The sequence below is a fragment of the Streptomyces sp. DG1A-41 genome (genome assembly GCF_037055355.1).
In the GTDB taxonomy this organism is placed as follows: Bacteria; Actinomycetota; Actinomycetes; order Streptomycetales; family Streptomycetaceae; genus Streptomyces.
On sequence record NZ_CP146350.1, the window covers coordinates 2,214,708 to 2,229,160 of the forward strand.

A 14,453-nucleotide genomic window follows, 5' to 3' on the forward strand; every position below is an offset into this window, starting at 1 on the left:
CGCTCACCGGACGGCCGCCCGGCGGTACGCCCAGGTCGCCACGGCCAGCGAGACGACGCCCACCAACGCGCACACGGCGAGATCACCGAGCACGAAGGCCCAGTCGGGGTTCGGCCCGAACGTCCGCGCGAAGGCCTCCACCCCGTACGTCGACGGCAGCAGATCCCGCGCGAACCGCACGACCTCCGGCATCCGCTCTGCCGGCAGCACGCCCAGCAGCAGCGCCGCCGACATGCCCATCTGCCCGAGCAGCGTGGCCAGCTCCGGCCGGGGCGCGAGCAGCCCCAGCGCCGCTCCCAGCCCGGCGAGCGCGGCGCCCGCGAGCGGGATCACGGCCACGAGGATCCACAGATGGGCCAGCGGCAGCCCGAACAGCACACAGCCGAACACCGCCGTCACGACGGTCCCCGGCACGGTGAACGACGCGTACGCGCCCGCCGCGCCCAGCACCACCGCCGCCGGCGGCACCGGCAGCGTCGCGTAGTGGTCGAGTCCGCCGCTGGCCCGCAGCTGCCCGAAGTACTGCGCGAGGAGGTTCAGCGCGACGAAGGCGACCACCAGGACCGACGACCCGGCGACGACCGCCTGGGCCTCCGCCCCGTCGTCCACGACCCCGCGCATAAGGATCATGATCCCGATCGACTGGAAGGTCGCCACGAACAGCAGCGGGATCCGCGCGACCCGCGCCCGGGACAGCTGCGCCCGGTACACGGCCGCCAGCGACGGCCACAGCCGCGCCCGAGGACCGAGCTCGGCCGCGCACGCGGCGGGCTCCTCCACGGCCAGGGCACTGCCCGGCAGGACATCGGCGGGTACGACACTCACGTCGCGCTGCTCCCCTTCGTCGGGTCCACTGCGGCAGTCGCCCTGTTCGGTACGTACGCGGCGGCCTGCGTACTCAAGGCCGCCGGATTGCGGGCCGTCACCTGCAAGGCCGTCATGTTCAGGGCCGTCATGTTCAGGGCCGTCATGTTCAGGGCCGTCATGTTCAGGGCCGTCATGTTCCAGGCCCCCGCACGCAAGGCCTCGGTACTCCTCACGCCTTCACCAGCCCCTGCTGCACGGCACCGCCCAGGGCCAGGTACACGTCCTCCAGGCTCGGCGTGGCCAGCGTGAAGTCGTCCAGGGCGGCGAAGGCGGCCCCTCCGGTGACGGTGGCGACGACCGCCCGGGCCTCCTCGGGCCCGAGCCGGAGCGTCCACAGACGGCCAGACTCCACGGCCCGGTCCCGCAGCGCGGCCACCTCGGGGACGTGCAGCGGCGCCGCGTCCCGCCACACCAGGTCGACCCGCACCTCGCCGGCAACCTGCTCCTTGAGCCCGGTCGGCGTGTCGCAGGCGATCACCCGCCCCCGGTCGAGGACGGCCACCCGGTCCAGCACGGTCTCGGCCTCGATGACGTTGTGGGTGACGAGCAGCACGGTCGTCCCGCGCTCGGCCCGCCGCCGGTCGACGGCGGACCACACGGCCCGCCGCGCCACCGGGTCCATGCCGGTGGTCGGCTCGTCGAGGACGAGCAGCGGCCGCTCCCCCACCAGCGCGGCGGCGAAGCACGCCAGGCGCCGCTGGCCCCCGGAGAGCTTCTTCAGCGGCCGCCCGGCGAGCGGCGCGAGCCCCAGCTCGTCGAGTACGTCGTCCCGCTCGGCCCGCGCCCGCCGTACGTCCAGGCCACGTAGCCGCCCGGTGGTCTCGGTGGCGAGCGACACGGTCAGCTCGTCGAGGGCGGTCGACTCCTGCCCGAGGTAGGCGAGGATCCGCGCGGCCCGCTCCGGGTGGCGCACGATGTCGTGCCCGAGGATCTCCACGCTGCCGCGGTCGGGCCGCATCAGCCCGGTGAGCTGCCGTACGAGGGTGGACTTGCCGGCGCCGTTCGGCCCGAGCAGGCCGAAGATCTCGCCGCGGCGGATGTCCAGCGTCACGTCGTCCGTGGCTCGGACCTCGGGTGTTCCGGGCGCGCCGCGCCGGGCGCGTACCGCCGGATAGGTCTTGGTCAGCCCGCGCACCGCGCACACGACGTCACCATCGTGCCGAAATGCCTGTGCCGCGCGCTTACTCACAAGGGACGAGACTACGGGGTCGGCAACCCCGCTCCGCTCTCGGGTCGGTCCAGGGCGGGAAATCCATCGGCAAAGTTCTCATTCGCCGACGGGCGCGTGCTCCACTCCCGTGCGCACGCCGATCTCCTTCCAGAAACCGGCCCGGATGGCGTACCGGTCCTGCTCGTCGATCTGGTCGTCCTTGTGGGCGAGCAGGCCGAAGCGTGCGGCGTAGCGCAGCAGCTCCCCGTCGACGCGGTGCGGGATGCGCGGGTACATCCCGGACAGTTTCTGGAGGTGGCTCCGGTCGCCGAGGCGCTCCACCCAGCGCCGGGCGAAGACCTGCCCCACCTCGTAGGGGTCGCCGCCGACGGTGGTGATGTCCTCCTCGCGGTCGGCCCACCGCTGCTCGGCCGTGGTCAGCTGGGCGAGCGTCGGCATCGAGGCAGCCTCGGGGGGCTCGGCCGTGGGCCGGTCGACCCAGCCTTTGTCGGAGGACCAGCGGAGGGTGGCGGAGGCGGGGGGCTGGGTGTGCTGGGTGCCGGGGGCGCGCAGGGCGGCCAGGTCTTTGGGCGTGGGGACGCCTTTGGGGGCGGGCACCCGCTCCTGCGTGCCGTTCTGCCCGGGGCCGGTTGCGGGGTGCTGCGGTTGCGGGGCGGGCCGCTCGGCCGCGGCGGCGAGCGCGGACTCGGGCAGCGGGGCGGAGAGGATCGCGGCGATCTCGGGCCGGGGCGCGGGCTGTGGGGCGCACACGCCGGTGTGCTCCTTGGCGCGGACGGCCTTGGTGATCCAGGTGCGGTCCAGGACGCGCCGCTCGTCGGCCTCGGCGACCAGGTCCTCGGACTGGTTGTAGTCGCCGTCGGCGGCCTGCACGGCCCACAGGTGGACGGCGACGCCGTGCTCCTTGGCGGCCATCATGCCGGGCAGCAGATCGCCGTCGCCGGTGACGAGGACGACGTCGGAGCAGGCGCGGTTGCGGGCCAGTTCGGTGAGCTCGGCGTGCATCGCGGCGTCCACGCCCTTCTGCGCCCAGCGGCCGTCGCTGCGGGTCAGCGCGCCCAGCCGGACGGTGACCCGGGGCATCACGCGCAGCCTGCGGTGCTCGGGTTGCGGGACGCGGTCGGGGGCGCCGTCGAACCAGTAGATGCGCAGCAGCGGCTGCTGCGTGTCGGACTCGGCGCGTTCGCGCAGCCCCTGGATGAGGGCGGTGTGGTCGACGGTGATACGGGATCGTGAGGGCTCCCCGGCGAGGAGGCTCGCCGCTGCCCCCAGCAGATACCCCGCGTCCACCAGGACGATGCAGCGGTCCACACGACTCACCCTCTTCCCAGGAGGTTTACTTCGGGCTTGCTTCGAGTCTGCCCGACGGCGCGGAGGTTAACGGCCGGAACTCGATCTTCGGCGTGGCGTTTCGGAGGTTCCCGCCGCGACCAACCCTGTCACGCACGGTAATTGTCCGACATGCGATCGTTGTCGACCTGTGTGAATCTGGTCCCGGCCCTGGCCCCTAGATCCCCCACAGGAGGCATCACCATGGCCAAGAACAAGAACCGTGACCGTAAGCAGCAGCGTCCTACCGAGCGTGGTCAGCGTGCGGACCGCCGTCCCACCGCCGAGACGGAGCCCCAGCCCGAGGTCGAGGCGACCCCCGGCGACGTGGCGTCCCGCAAGCGCAAGCGCAGCTTCGGTCACAACTGACATCTGTGTAACGGGTGGTTGAGACCCGGACACGCACCGAGGGGCGTACCCGGTACCAGGTACGCCCCTCACGCGCGTCAAGAGCCCGCTCCCGAGCCCGGCGTCAGCCCGCCAGGCAGGACGGTCCGAGCAGCACCTTCAGGTCGCCGAAGAGCGCCGGGTCCGGCTTCACCCGGTGCCGGTCCAGACGCAGCACGGTCGTCTTGGTCGGTCCCTGCAGCTTGATCCGGACCTCGCTGTCGCCCTTGTGGTGACTGAGGACCTCGCCGAGCCGGCTGACGAGCGGCGGAGTGACGCGGGTGGCCGGGATGGTGAGGATCACGGGCGCGTTGGTGCCCGCGTTCGACAGGTCGGGGACCTGCAGCTCCATCGCGACCAGCCGCGGCACGTCCTCGCGCTTGTCGAGGCGGCCCTTGACGAACACCACGGCGTCCTCGACGAGTTGGGTCGAGACGAGCTGGTACGTCGCCGGGAAGAACATGCACTCGATCGAGCCGGCGAGGTCCTCGACGGTGGCGATGGCCCAGGCGTTGCCCTGCTTGGTCATCTTGCGCTGGAGGCCGGAGATGATGCCGCCGATGGTGACGACCGCGCCGTCCGCGTGCTCACCACCGGTCAGCTGGGAGATGCCCGCGTCGGCCTTGTCGGACAGGATGTGCTCCAGGCCGAACAGCGGGTGGTCGGAGACGTACAGACCGAGCATCTCCCGCTCCTGGGCGAGCAGATAGGTCTTGTCCCACTCCTCGGTGGTGAACTCCACGTCGAGCCCGAACCCCGGCTCGCTGCTGTCGTCCTCTCCCATGCCGCCGAAGAGGTCGAACTGCCCCTCGGCCTCTTTGCGCTTGACCGCGACCACGTTGTCGATCATGGGTTCGTACTGTGCGGTCAGGCCCTTGCGGGTGTGGCCCATGGCGTCGAAGGCGCCGGCCTTGATCAGCGACTCGGTGGTGCGCTTGTTGCAGACCACCGCGTCCACCTTGTCGAGGTAGTCCGGGAACGAGGTGTACTTCCCCTTGGCCTTGCGGCACCTGATGATCGACTCGACGACGTTCGTACCGACGTTGCGGACGGCGGAGAGGCCGAAGAGGATCACGTCGTCGCCCTGGGCCGCGAAGTTGGACATCGACTCGTTGACGTCCGGCGGCAGCACCTTGATGCCCATGCGGCGGCACTCGTTGAGGTAGACGGCCGACTTGTCCTTGTCGTCCTTCACCGAGGTGAGGAGCGCGGCCATGTACTCGGCGGGGTGGTTCGCCTTGAGGTACGCCGTCCAGTACGAGACGAGTCCGTACGCGGCGGAGTGCGCCTTGTTGAACGCGTAGCCGGCGAAGGGGACCAGCACGTCCCACAGCGCCTGGATGGCTTCGTCGCTGTAGCCCTTCTTGCGGGCGCCCTCCTGGAACAGCACGAAGTTCTTCGCCAGTTCCTCGGGCTTCTTCTTGCCCATCACGCGGCGGAGGATGTCGGCCTCGCCGAGCGAGTAGCCGGCGATGATCTGGGCGGCCTTCTGCACCTGCTCCTGGTAGACGATCAGGCCGTAGGTGACGTCCAGGACCTCCTTGAGCGGCTCCTCCAGCTCGGGGTGGATCGGCGTGATCTCCTGCTGCCCGTTCTTGCGCAGCGCGTAGTTCGTGTGGGAGTTCATGCCCATGGGGCCCGGGCGGTACAGGGCCGACACGGCGGAGATGTCTTCGAAGTTGTCCGGCTTCATCAGTCGGAGCAGGGAGCGCATGGGGCCGCCGTCGAACTGGAAGACGCCGAGGGTGTCGCCGCGCTGGAGCAGTTCGAAGGTCGTGGGGTCGTCGAGCGGGAGGCTCAGGAGATCGATGTCGATCCCCTTGTTGGACTTCACCATCTTGACGGCGTCGTCCATGATCGTCAGGTTGCGCAGGCCCAGGAAGTCCATCTTCAGGAGGCCGAGCGACTCACAGCTCGGGTAGTCCCACTGCGTGATGGTCACGCCGTCGGTGTGCCTGACCCAGACCGGGACGTGGTCGGTGATGGTCTCGCTGGACATGATCACGCCGGCGGCGTGCACGCCCATCTGCCGGACCAGGCCCTCGACGCCTTTGGCGGTGTCGATGACCTTCTTCACGTCCGGCTCGTTCTCGTACATCGCCCGGATCTCGCCCGCCTCCGAGTAGCGGGGGTGCTCGGGGTTGGTGATGCCGTCGAGGTTGATGCCCTTGCCGAGGACGTCGGCGGGCATGGCCTTGGTGAGGCGGTCGCCCATCGCGTACGGGTAGCCCAGCACGCGTGCGGAGTCCTTGATCGCGTTCTTGGCCTTGATGGTGCCGTACGTGCCGATCATGGCGACCTTGTCGGCGCCGTACTTCTCCGTCACGTACCGGATCACCTCGACGCGCCGGCGCTCGTCGAAGTCGATGTCGACGTCGGGCATGGAGATGCGCTCGGGGTTGAGGAACCGCTCGAAGATCAGGCCGTGCGGGATGGGGTCGAGGTCGGTGATGCCGAGCGCGTAGGCGACGATCGAGCCGGCCGCGGAGCCTCGGCCGGGGCCGACCGCGATGCCCTGCTTCTTGGCCCACATGATGAAGTCGGCGACCACGAGGAAGTAGCCCGGGAAGCCCATCGAGATGATGGTGTCCATCTCGTACTCGACCTGCTTCATGCGGTCGTCCGGGATGCCGTCGGGGAAGCGGCGGTGCATGCCGCGCAGGGTCTCCTCGCGGAACCAGCTGACCTCCGTGTACCCCTCCGGGATGTCGAACTTCGGCATCAGGTCGCGCTTTTCGAACATGCCCGTGGTGTCGACCATCTCGGCGATCAGGCGGGTGTTGGAGCAGCCCTCCTGCCAGGCGTCCGAGGAGTCGATGGCGTACATCTCGTCCGTGGACTTCAGGTAGTAGCCGGTGCCGTCGAACTTGAAGCGGTCGGGGTCGGAGAGGTTCTTGCCGGTCTGGATGCACAGCAGGGCGTCGTGGGCGCTCGCCTCGTGCGCGTACGTGTAGTGCGAGTCGTTGGTGACCAGCGGGGGGATGCCGAGCTTCCTGCCGATCTCCAGCAGGCCGTCGCGGACCCGGTGCTCGATCTCGATGCCGTGGTCCATCAGCTCCAGGAAGTAGCGGTCCTTGCCGAAGATGTCCTGGTAGTCGGCGGCGGCCTTCAGGGCCTCGTCGAAGTGGCCGAGGCGCAGCCGGGTCTGGACCTCGCCGGAGGGGCAGCCGGTGGAGGCGACGATGCCCTCGGACCACTTGGCGATGGTCTCCTTGTCCATCCGGGGCCACTTCTGGAGCCAGCCCTCGGCATAGGCGTCCGAGGAGAGCCGGAAGAGGTTGTGCAGGCCGGTCTTGTTCACGGCCCACATCGTCTTGTGGGTGTAACCACCGGAACCGGAGACGTCGTCCCGCTTCTGGTGCGGCTGGCCCCACTGGATCTTGCGCTTGTTACGGCGCGACTCGGGCGCGACATACGCCTCGATGCCGATGATCGGGGTGACCCCGGCCTTCTGCGCGGAGTGGAAGAAGTCGTACGCCCCGTGGAGGTTGCCGTGGTCGGACATGGCGATGTGCGTCATGCCCATCTCGTTGCACGCGTTGAACATGTCCTTCAGCCGCGCGGCACCGTCCAGCAGCGAGTACTGGGTGTGGACGTGCAGGTGCGTGAACGGCGGCTTTGACACGGCTGCGGCCTCCAGAGAAAACATACGTCGAATGGGGCCCGACAGGCTGCGGACAGTCTGGGGGACAGCGTCGAAGTCTATGCCTCGCCACCGACACTCGGGGGGCTGACCCGCGTACCTTCATGCGGGGGTCGCGGGCACTCCCGCGGACCGCCGCACGTTAGGAAGTGGGCGGACCTGCCGTCCCCAGACGTATGCACCAGGAGGCACCCAGCGATGTCGTTCCCGCAGCTCGACGACGAGCACCGCGGTGAGGAGATCCTCGCCGTCTTCGACACCGCCTTCGGCGAGCTCCTGGCCGCCGACCCGGCCGCGTTCCGCGTGAAGTTCCGGAAGATGGCGGCCTCGGCCTTCGCGTTCTACCGGGGCACGGCGTGCCTCTTCTACCACGATCTGGATCAAGAAAAGCGGGGCGGGCCGTTCCTGGACGAGCGCACCTCGCGCGTGTGGATCCACGGCGACCTGCACGCGGAGAACTTCGGCACGTACATGGACGCCAACGGCCGCCTGATCTTCAACGTCAACGACTTCGACGAGGCGTACGTCGGCCCCTTCACCTGGGACCTGAAGCGCTTCGCCGCCTCCATCGCCCTCATCGGGTACGCGAAGGCACTCAGCGACGAGCAGATCTCCGAGCTGGTGACGATCTACGCGGTCGCGTACCGCGAGCGGATCCACGCCCTGGCCACCGGCGCCAAGAGCGACGAGGTGCCGCCGTTCACGCTGGACACCGCGCAGGGCCCGCTGCTGGACGCGCTGCGTGACGCCCGGTCGCTGACCCGGTTCGGGCTGCTGGAGTCGATGACGGAGATCCGAGACTTCGAGCGCCGCTTCGCGCCGGGCGGCGGCTCGGTGGAGCTGGACGCGGCCACGCGCTACAAGGTCCTCGCCGCCTTCGACGGCTATCTGGAGACGCTGCCGGACAGTTCGCTGGCCCGCCCGGACTCCTACCGCGTGAAGGACGTCGTCGGCCGGCGCGGCATCGGCATCGGCTCGGCGGGGCTGCCCTCGTACAACATCCTCCTGGAGGGCCACAGCGACGCCCTGGAGAACGACGTGGTGATCTACATCAAGCAGGCCCAGACCCCGGCCGTCTCCCGGCACATCACGGACCAGACGATCCGCGACTACTTCCAGCACGAGGGGCACCGCACGGTCATCTCCCAGCGCGCCCTCCAGGCGCACGCCGACCCGTGGCTGGGCTGGACGGAGCTGGACGGCGCGGGCCAGCTGGTCGCCGAGATCTCGCCGTACGCGGTGGATCTCGACTGGGGCGACATCGACGACGCGGAGGAGATCGCCCAGGTGGTCGCCGACCTCGGCCGGGCCACGGCCACGATGCACTCGGCGGCGGACGACCAGTCCGGTGAGTCCCTGGTGCCGTTCTCCACGGAGCGGGCCATCGACGCGGCGATCGCGGCCGACGAGGAGGGCTTCGCCCCGCTGCTGATCGACTTCGCGCACAGCTACGGCGCACGCGCGCGTGCCGACCACCAGACCTTCGTGGACCTGTTCCGCAACGGCCGGATCCCGGGTCTGTAAGCCGGGGCTTTGGCCATCCGCTCTCTCACAGGCATCCTTTAGGGGTCCCTTACAGGCCCCCGTGACAGACTCTCCTTTCGCTATGGACATATCCGGGATCCAGCTCAGAGCCGTACGCGCGGCGCTGTTCACGGCCGTGGTCGTGACGCTCGGCACCGCGTCGCACGTGCTGCTGTCCCGGGTCCCGCTCCCGCTGGGCGCGGTGGCCGCGGTCGCCGCCGCCGTGTTCGTGATCGCGTACGCCCTGGCGGGCCGCGAGCGCTCCTTCGGGCGAATCGCGGCCCTGCTGATCCCGCTGGAACTGGCCGCCGACACGGTGTTCACCACCGGACAGCACGCCTGTTACGGCCGGTCGGGCGGCCCGGTCGCCGGCCCGCTGCGGTCGGTCGGCCTGGACGTGCTGTGCGGGGGCGGTGAGATCGGCACGCCGCTGGCCCGGATGGCCGGGGCCACCGGCACCGAACGGCTCGCGGTCGCGGTCGCGCATGCCGACCCGGCCACCGCCTGGCTGCTGCTCGGCGCGCACGTCGGCGTGGGACTGGCCGCCGCCGTCTGGCTGCGGCGGGGCGAGCGGGCCCTGGCGCAGCTGCTGCGGGCGGTGGCTGCGAGCACGTTCCGTCCGTTGCTGCTGGCGGTCGCCGCGGTGGCGGTGGCGCGGACGCCGGCCGGGGCCCGCCTGCCGGCGCGAGCGGCGGACCGTACGCCCACCGCCCGCGACCGGATCCTCACGTACTCCCTGGGACGGCGTGGACCGCCGTGCTCGCCCGCCTTCGTGTGAGGCACCTTTCGAGCACCGGCAGTCCCCCTTACGTACTTCCGCACACGACGTGTGCGCGTCCCCGACGGAGAACATCACCATGAGCAAGCGGAACAGCCAGGCGGAGAAGACGGCGGCCCGTGAGCGGCTGCGCATCGAGCGCGAGCGCGAGGCGAAGCGGGCGAAGGCCAAGCGGCAGATCATCGTCGCCGCCTCCATCGTCGGCGTCCTGGCGATAGCCGGCGGCATCGGCTACGCGGTCGTCCAGGCCAACAAGCCCACGTACTGGGAGGCCCAGAAGGACGCCAAGGTCGTCGCCCCGGCCAACACCACGGGTGCCAAGGGCACCACGGTCGTCATCGGCAAGGACTCGGCCAAGAAGACCCTGAAGATCTACGAGGACCCGCGCTGCCCCGTGTGCGCCCAGTTCGAACAGACCGTCGGTCCGACCGTGAAGAAGGACATCGACGACGGCAAGTTCAAGATGCAGTTCATCGGCGCCACCTTCATCGACAACAAGGACAACGGTGAGGGCTCCAAGAACGCGCTGAGCGCCCTGGGCGCCGCGCTGAACGTCAGCCCCGAGGCGTTCCTCGACTACAAGGCCGCGCTGTACTCGGCGAAGTACCACCCGGACGAGACGACCGACGAGTTCAAGAACGACAGCTACCTCATCAAGGTCGCGAACTCCGTCCCCGAGCTGAAGAACAACAAGAAGTTCCAGGACGCGGTCGAGAAGGGCACCTACGACGCCTGGGCGATGGCCATGTCGAAGACCTTCGACGACAACAAGGACGGCGTGCAGGGCACCCCGGGCTTCGTCATGGACGGCAAGCAGCTCACCGCCGACAGCCAGGGCACGCCGCTGATGACGGTGGCCGACTTCAACCGGGTGGTTGGCGAGGCCCTCAAGAAGTGACGGCGGGTCCGGGACCGGCCACCACGTGAAGAGCGGGCGAACTTCGGGAGTTCGCCCGCTCTGGTGCGTACCGATCAGTAACCTGATCGTCCGTGACCAGTCGATACAGATCATCGAAACCGTCAGAGGACCTCAACTCCCTCACCCCGCGCCGCCGTACGGTCGTCAAGGCCGCGGCGGCGACCGCTGTCCTGGCCGGGCCGCTGGCAGCGACCCTGCCCGCGCGCGCCGTCGACCAGGCCCCCGCGTTTCTGCACGGCGTGGCCTCCGGTGACCCCCTGCCGGACGGCGTCCTGCTGTGGACCCGTGTGACCCCCGTACCGGAGGCGATGCCCGGCTCCGGGCTCGGCCCGGACACCGAGGTGAGCTGGGTCGTCGCCAGGGACAAGGCGTTCAGAACCGTCGTCACCAAGGGCTCCACCACCGCGACGGCCGCCTCCGACCACACCGTGAAGGCCGACATCCGCGGCCTGGAACCGGCCACCGACTACTGGTTCCGCTTCTCCGCCGGCGGCACCGACTCCCCCGCCGCCCGCACCCGCACCGCCCCCGCGGCCGACGCGCCCGTCACCAACCTCCGCTTCGGCGTGGTCTCCTGCGCCAACTGGGAGGCCGGCTGGTTCTCCTCGTACCGCCATCTCGCGGCCCGCGGCGACCTGGACGCCTGGCTGCACCTGGGCGACTACATCTACGAGTACGGCACCGGCGAGTACGGCACCCGCGGCACGGTCGTCCGCCCGCACGCCCCGGCCCACGAGATCCTCACCCTCGCCGACTACCGCGCCCGGCACGCGCGCTACAAGACCGACCCGGACCTCCAGGCGCTGCACGCGGCGGCCCCGGTCGTGGCGATCTGGGACGACCACGAGTTCGCCAACGACGCCTGGTCGGGCGGCGCCGAGAACCACGCGGAGGGCGCCGAGGGCACCTGGTCCGCCCGCCAGGCCGCAGCCAGGCAGGCCTACTTCGAGTGGATGCCGGTGCGCCCGGCGATCGCGGGCACCACCTATCGCCGGCTGCGCTTCGGCAAGCTGGCCGACCTCTCGCTGCTGGACCTGCGCTCCTTCCGCTCACAGCAGGTCAGGGTCGGCGACGGTGGGGTCGACGACCCGGACCGCACGCTCACCGGCCGCGCCCAGCTCGACTGGCTCAAGGCGGGCCTGAAGGCGTCCGACACCACCTGGCGGCTGGTCGGGAACTCCGTGATGGTCTCGCCGTTCGCGATCGGCTCGCTCTCCGCCGATGTGCTGAAGCCCCTCGCCAAGTTGCTGGGCCTGCCGCAGGAGGGCCTCGCCCTCAACACCGACCAGTGGGACGGCTACACCGACGACCGGCGCGAACTCCTCGCCCACCTGCGCGCGAACGCGATCCGCAACACGGTGTTCCTCACCGGCGACATCCACATGGCCTGGGCCAACGACGTGCCGGTGGACGCAGGTACGTACCCGCTGTCCCCGTCGGCCGCCACGGAGTTCGTCGTCACCTCGGTCACCTCGGACAACCTCGACGACCTCGTCAAGGTCCCCGAGGGCACGGTCTCCGCGGTCGCCGCGCCCGTGATCCGCGCCGCCAACCGCCACGTCCACTGGGTCGACACCGACCGCCACGGCTACGGCGTCCTGGACATCACGGCCGAGCGGGCGCAGATGGACTACTACGTCCTGTCCGACCGCACGAAGCGCGACGCCACCGCCACGTGGGCCCGCTCGTACCGCACGCGCAGCGCCACGCAGAAGATGGAGCGCGTCCACGACCCGGTGTAACCACCGTCGCGACTGCGTGCCCGGACGGGCAACCCCATGCGGACAGCCACGTGGAACCGCGGGGCACGACCCTGCGGATCGCGTGCTCGACCACCGCCGCTCCGTCGGGGAACGTCTGGTGCCGGATCTACGACTCCCAGCCGGTGGGCTGGGTCTGGTCCGGGCACTTCGCGTCGCTGGTCCCTCCTCCGAAGAAGTGCTGACGACCTCCTGGAGGGGCTCGCTCCCACTTCTGGAGGGGCTCGCCTAGAGGCTCTCGAGGAAGCCGAGCGCCACCCGCCAGGTGGCCTCGGCGGCCTCCTCGTCGTAGTCCGGCAGGTCCGGGTCGGTGTAGAGATGACCGGCCCCGGCATACCGGTACACCTCGACGTCGGCGCCGGTCCGGCCCATCTGGAGGTACCAGGCGCTGAGCCAGTCGTCCGTCTCGAACGGGTCCGGCTCCGCCACGTGCAGCTGGACCGGCAGGTCCTCCGCCGTGACGTCCGGCGCGATGTCCGACGTGCCGTGCAGGAGCAGCAGCCCGCGCGCCTTGTCGTCGCCCAGGGCGAGGGTCTGCGCGATGGAGGCGCCGAGCGAGAACCCGGCATACACCAGCCCGCGCTCGGAGTAGGGCGCGGCGGCCAGCACGGCCCGCTTCAGCAGCTCCTCCTTGCCGATCTTCTCCTTGTGCTCCATGCCCTCCTCGACCGTGTCGAACGTGCGTCCCTCGAAGAGGTCGGGCGTCCACACCTCGTGTCCGGCCGCGCGCAGCCGGTCGGCGGCCTGGAGCACCGCGGGCCGCAGCCCATGGCTCGAGTGAAAGAGCATGATGTTCATGAGGCCATGGTGCCAGCCAGGAGTGACAAGCCGAGATCACGGCACTACCCAGGACGCCGTCGAAGTCACATGTTCATGCCCCCAGGAGCCGGTTAGGTTCGGGGGCATGGAGAACCTGCTGCGACCGCTGATCGTGGTCGGTGGCTCGGTCGTGCTCACGCTGGTGATCGGCTGGGCCACCGACTTCCTGCTGCGCAAGGCCGACGAACGGCACCACGAGACCCCGCTGTGGGGGCTGCTCCGCCGCGGCCGCATCCCCTACCAGCTCGTCCTCTTCGCGGCCCTGCTGAGAGGGTCGTACGACGAGGCACAACTGCTGGACAGCCGCGATGAGGGCATCGGCCGGGCGCTGACCCTGGTTTTGATCGGGTCGGCCGCCTGGCTGGTGATCCGTATGGCGGCGGCGATCGTCGAGACGTCCTACACCCGGTACGCCAATGCCCGGGCCCACCGCGACCCGGCCAGGGTCCGCCGGGTGCGCACCCAGGTGACGCTGATCATGCGGGTGGTGTCCGCGATCGTCGGCGTGGTGGCAGCGGCGAGCATGCTGCTGACCTTCCCGGCGTTCCGCGCGGCGGGTGCCTCGCTGCTGGCCTCGGCCGGCATCCTCGGCATCGTCGCCGGTGTCGCCGCCCAGTCCACGCTGAGCAACATGTTCGCGGGGTTCCAGATCGCCTTCGGCGACATGGTGCGCATCGGGGACACCGTCGTCGTGGACGGCGAGTGGGGCACGGTCGAGGAGATCACGCTGACGTTCCTGACCGTGCGCACCTGGGACGAGCGGCGGATCACCATGCCGGTGTCGTACTTCACGTCCAAGCCGTTCGAGAACTGGTCGCGCGGCACGCCACAGATGACCGGCACCGTCTTCTGGCACGTCGATCACACGGCACCCGTGGACGCGATGCGCGAGAAGCTCCGCGACCTCCTGCGCGAGTGCCCTGCCTGGGACGGCCGCGCCTACGACCTGTCCGTCACGGACACCACCCCGAACACCATGCAGGTACGGGCCCTGGTGACCGCCAAGGACGCGGACGACATCTGGACGGTGCGGGTCGCGGTCCGCGAGCAGATGGTCCGCTGGCTGGCCGACGAGCATCCGTACGCCCTGCCCCGGGTCAACACGGCGGACGCGATCCTGCCCCCGTCCCAGAACGGCCACCGCCCGTCCCAGGACGGCGTCCCGCACCAGCAGCGCCGCTTCCACGGCTCGGCGAGGCCGGAACGCTGACGAACAGGCAGACAGGCACAGGTGAACAGCTACGGGCGGGCCCACGGGA

11 protein-coding genes and 1 pseudogene are annotated in these 14,453 nt (G+C 70.1%); 6 read left to right on the forward strand and 6 right to left on the reverse strand.

Features of this window, described 5'->3' with window-relative positions; genetic code table 11:
• Positions 1 to 3: 3 nt before the first annotated feature.
• From V8690_RS10430 to V8690_RS10445, 4 genes are all read right to left on the reverse strand, one after another.
• Positions 4 to 825: an ABC transporter permease gene (locus V8690_RS10430; RefSeq protein ID WP_338777600.1), complete on the reverse strand. Its 822-nt coding sequence runs from the start codon at positions 823 to 825 to the stop codon at positions 4 to 6.
• Complete coding sequence (locus V8690_RS10435; RefSeq protein WP_338777601.1) at positions 822 to 1,040, reverse strand: hypothetical protein; 219 nt, start codon at positions 1,038 to 1,040, stop codon at positions 822 to 824. Before V8690_RS10435 ends, V8690_RS10430 begins: the two co-directional genes overlap by 4 nt.
• A complete protein-coding gene (locus V8690_RS10440; RefSeq protein ID WP_338785312.1) occupies positions 1,037 to 2,011 on the reverse strand; it encodes an ABC transporter ATP-binding protein in 975 nt (324 codons plus the stop codon). The genes V8690_RS10435 and V8690_RS10440 overlap by 4 nt, the downstream gene beginning before the upstream one ends.
• 123 nt (positions 2,012 to 2,134) lie before the next feature.
• Positions 2,135 to 3,346, reverse strand: a complete 1,212-nt coding sequence (locus V8690_RS10445; RefSeq protein WP_338777602.1) for an NYN domain-containing protein — start codon at positions 3,344 to 3,346, stop codon at positions 2,135 to 2,137.
• 222 nt (positions 3,347 to 3,568) lie between these two features.
• Here V8690_RS10445 and V8690_RS10450 point away from each other — a divergent pair, with 222 nt between their 5' ends.
• Positions 3,569 to 3,733, forward strand: coding sequence for a hypothetical protein (locus V8690_RS10450; protein WP_338777603.1), 165 nt, complete (start codon positions 3,569 to 3,571; stop codon positions 3,731 to 3,733).
• A 103-nt stretch (positions 3,734 to 3,836) separates the two neighbouring features.
• Here the strand turns inward: V8690_RS10450 and dnaE are convergent, their stop codons facing one another.
• On the reverse strand, positions 3,837 to 7,376 hold the full coding sequence (dnaE, locus tag V8690_RS10455; protein ID WP_338777604.1) for a DNA polymerase III subunit alpha: 3,540 nt from the start codon (positions 7,374 to 7,376) through the stop codon (positions 3,837 to 3,839).
• 216 nt (positions 7,377 to 7,592) lie between these two features.
• On the opposite strand from dnaE, the gene V8690_RS10460 reads away from it, so the two are divergent.
• The 4 genes from V8690_RS10460 to V8690_RS10475 all read left to right on the forward strand — a co-directional run bounded on the left by V8690_RS10460 (position 7,593) and on the right by V8690_RS10475 (position 12,357).
• Entirely contained in the window at positions 7,593 to 8,918 is a 1,326-nt protein-coding gene (locus V8690_RS10460; RefSeq protein ID WP_338777606.1) for a DUF2252 domain-containing protein, read from the forward strand.
• An 82-nt stretch (positions 8,919 to 9,000) separates the two neighbouring features.
• Positions 9,001 to 9,696: a hypothetical protein gene (locus V8690_RS10465; protein WP_338777608.1), complete on the forward strand. Its 696-nt coding sequence runs from the start codon at positions 9,001 to 9,003 to the stop codon at positions 9,694 to 9,696.
• A 79-nt stretch (positions 9,697 to 9,775) separates the two neighbouring features.
• Entirely contained in the window at positions 9,776 to 10,594 is an 819-nt protein-coding gene (locus V8690_RS10470) for a DsbA family protein (protein WP_338777609.1), read from the forward strand.
• Between the two features lie 92 nt (positions 10,595 to 10,686).
• Positions 10,687 to 12,357 carry an alkaline phosphatase D family protein gene (locus V8690_RS10475; RefSeq protein ID WP_338777611.1) on the forward strand — a complete coding sequence of 557 codons (1,671 nt, stop codon included), beginning with the start codon at positions 10,687 to 10,689 and terminating at the stop codon, positions 12,355 to 12,357.
• Between the two features lie 246 nt (positions 12,358 to 12,603).
• On the opposite strand, the pseudogene V8690_RS10480 reads toward V8690_RS10475, so the two are convergent.
• Positions 12,604 to 13,185 (reverse strand): annotated as a pseudogene (locus V8690_RS10480) (dienelactone hydrolase family protein); the annotation flags it as partial.
• 94 nt (positions 13,186 to 13,279) lie between these two features.
• Here V8690_RS10480 and V8690_RS10485 point away from each other — a divergent pair.
• A complete protein-coding gene (locus V8690_RS10485; RefSeq protein WP_338777613.1) occupies positions 13,280 to 14,404 on the forward strand; it encodes a mechanosensitive ion channel domain-containing protein in 1,125 nt (374 codons plus the stop codon).
• Positions 14,405 to 14,453: the final 49 nt, after the last annotated feature.

Coding starts and splice junctions, on each gene's coding strand:
- V8690_RS10450 (WP_338777603.1), top strand. CDS start 3,569: ATGGCCAAGAACAAGAACCGTGACCGTAAGCAGCAGCGTCCTACCGAG.
- V8690_RS10460 (WP_338777606.1), top strand. CDS start 7,593: ATGTCGTTCCCGCAGCTCGACGACGAGCACCGCGGTGAGGAGATCCTC.
- V8690_RS10465 (WP_338777608.1), top strand. CDS start 9,001: ATGGACATATCCGGGATCCAGCTCAGAGCCGTACGCGCGGCGCTGTTC.
- V8690_RS10470 (WP_338777609.1), top strand. CDS start 9,776: ATGAGCAAGCGGAACAGCCAGGCGGAGAAGACGGCGGCCCGTGAGCGG.
- V8690_RS10485 (WP_338777613.1), top strand. CDS start 13,280: ATGGAGAACCTGCTGCGACCGCTGATCGTGGTCGGTGGCTCGGTCGTG.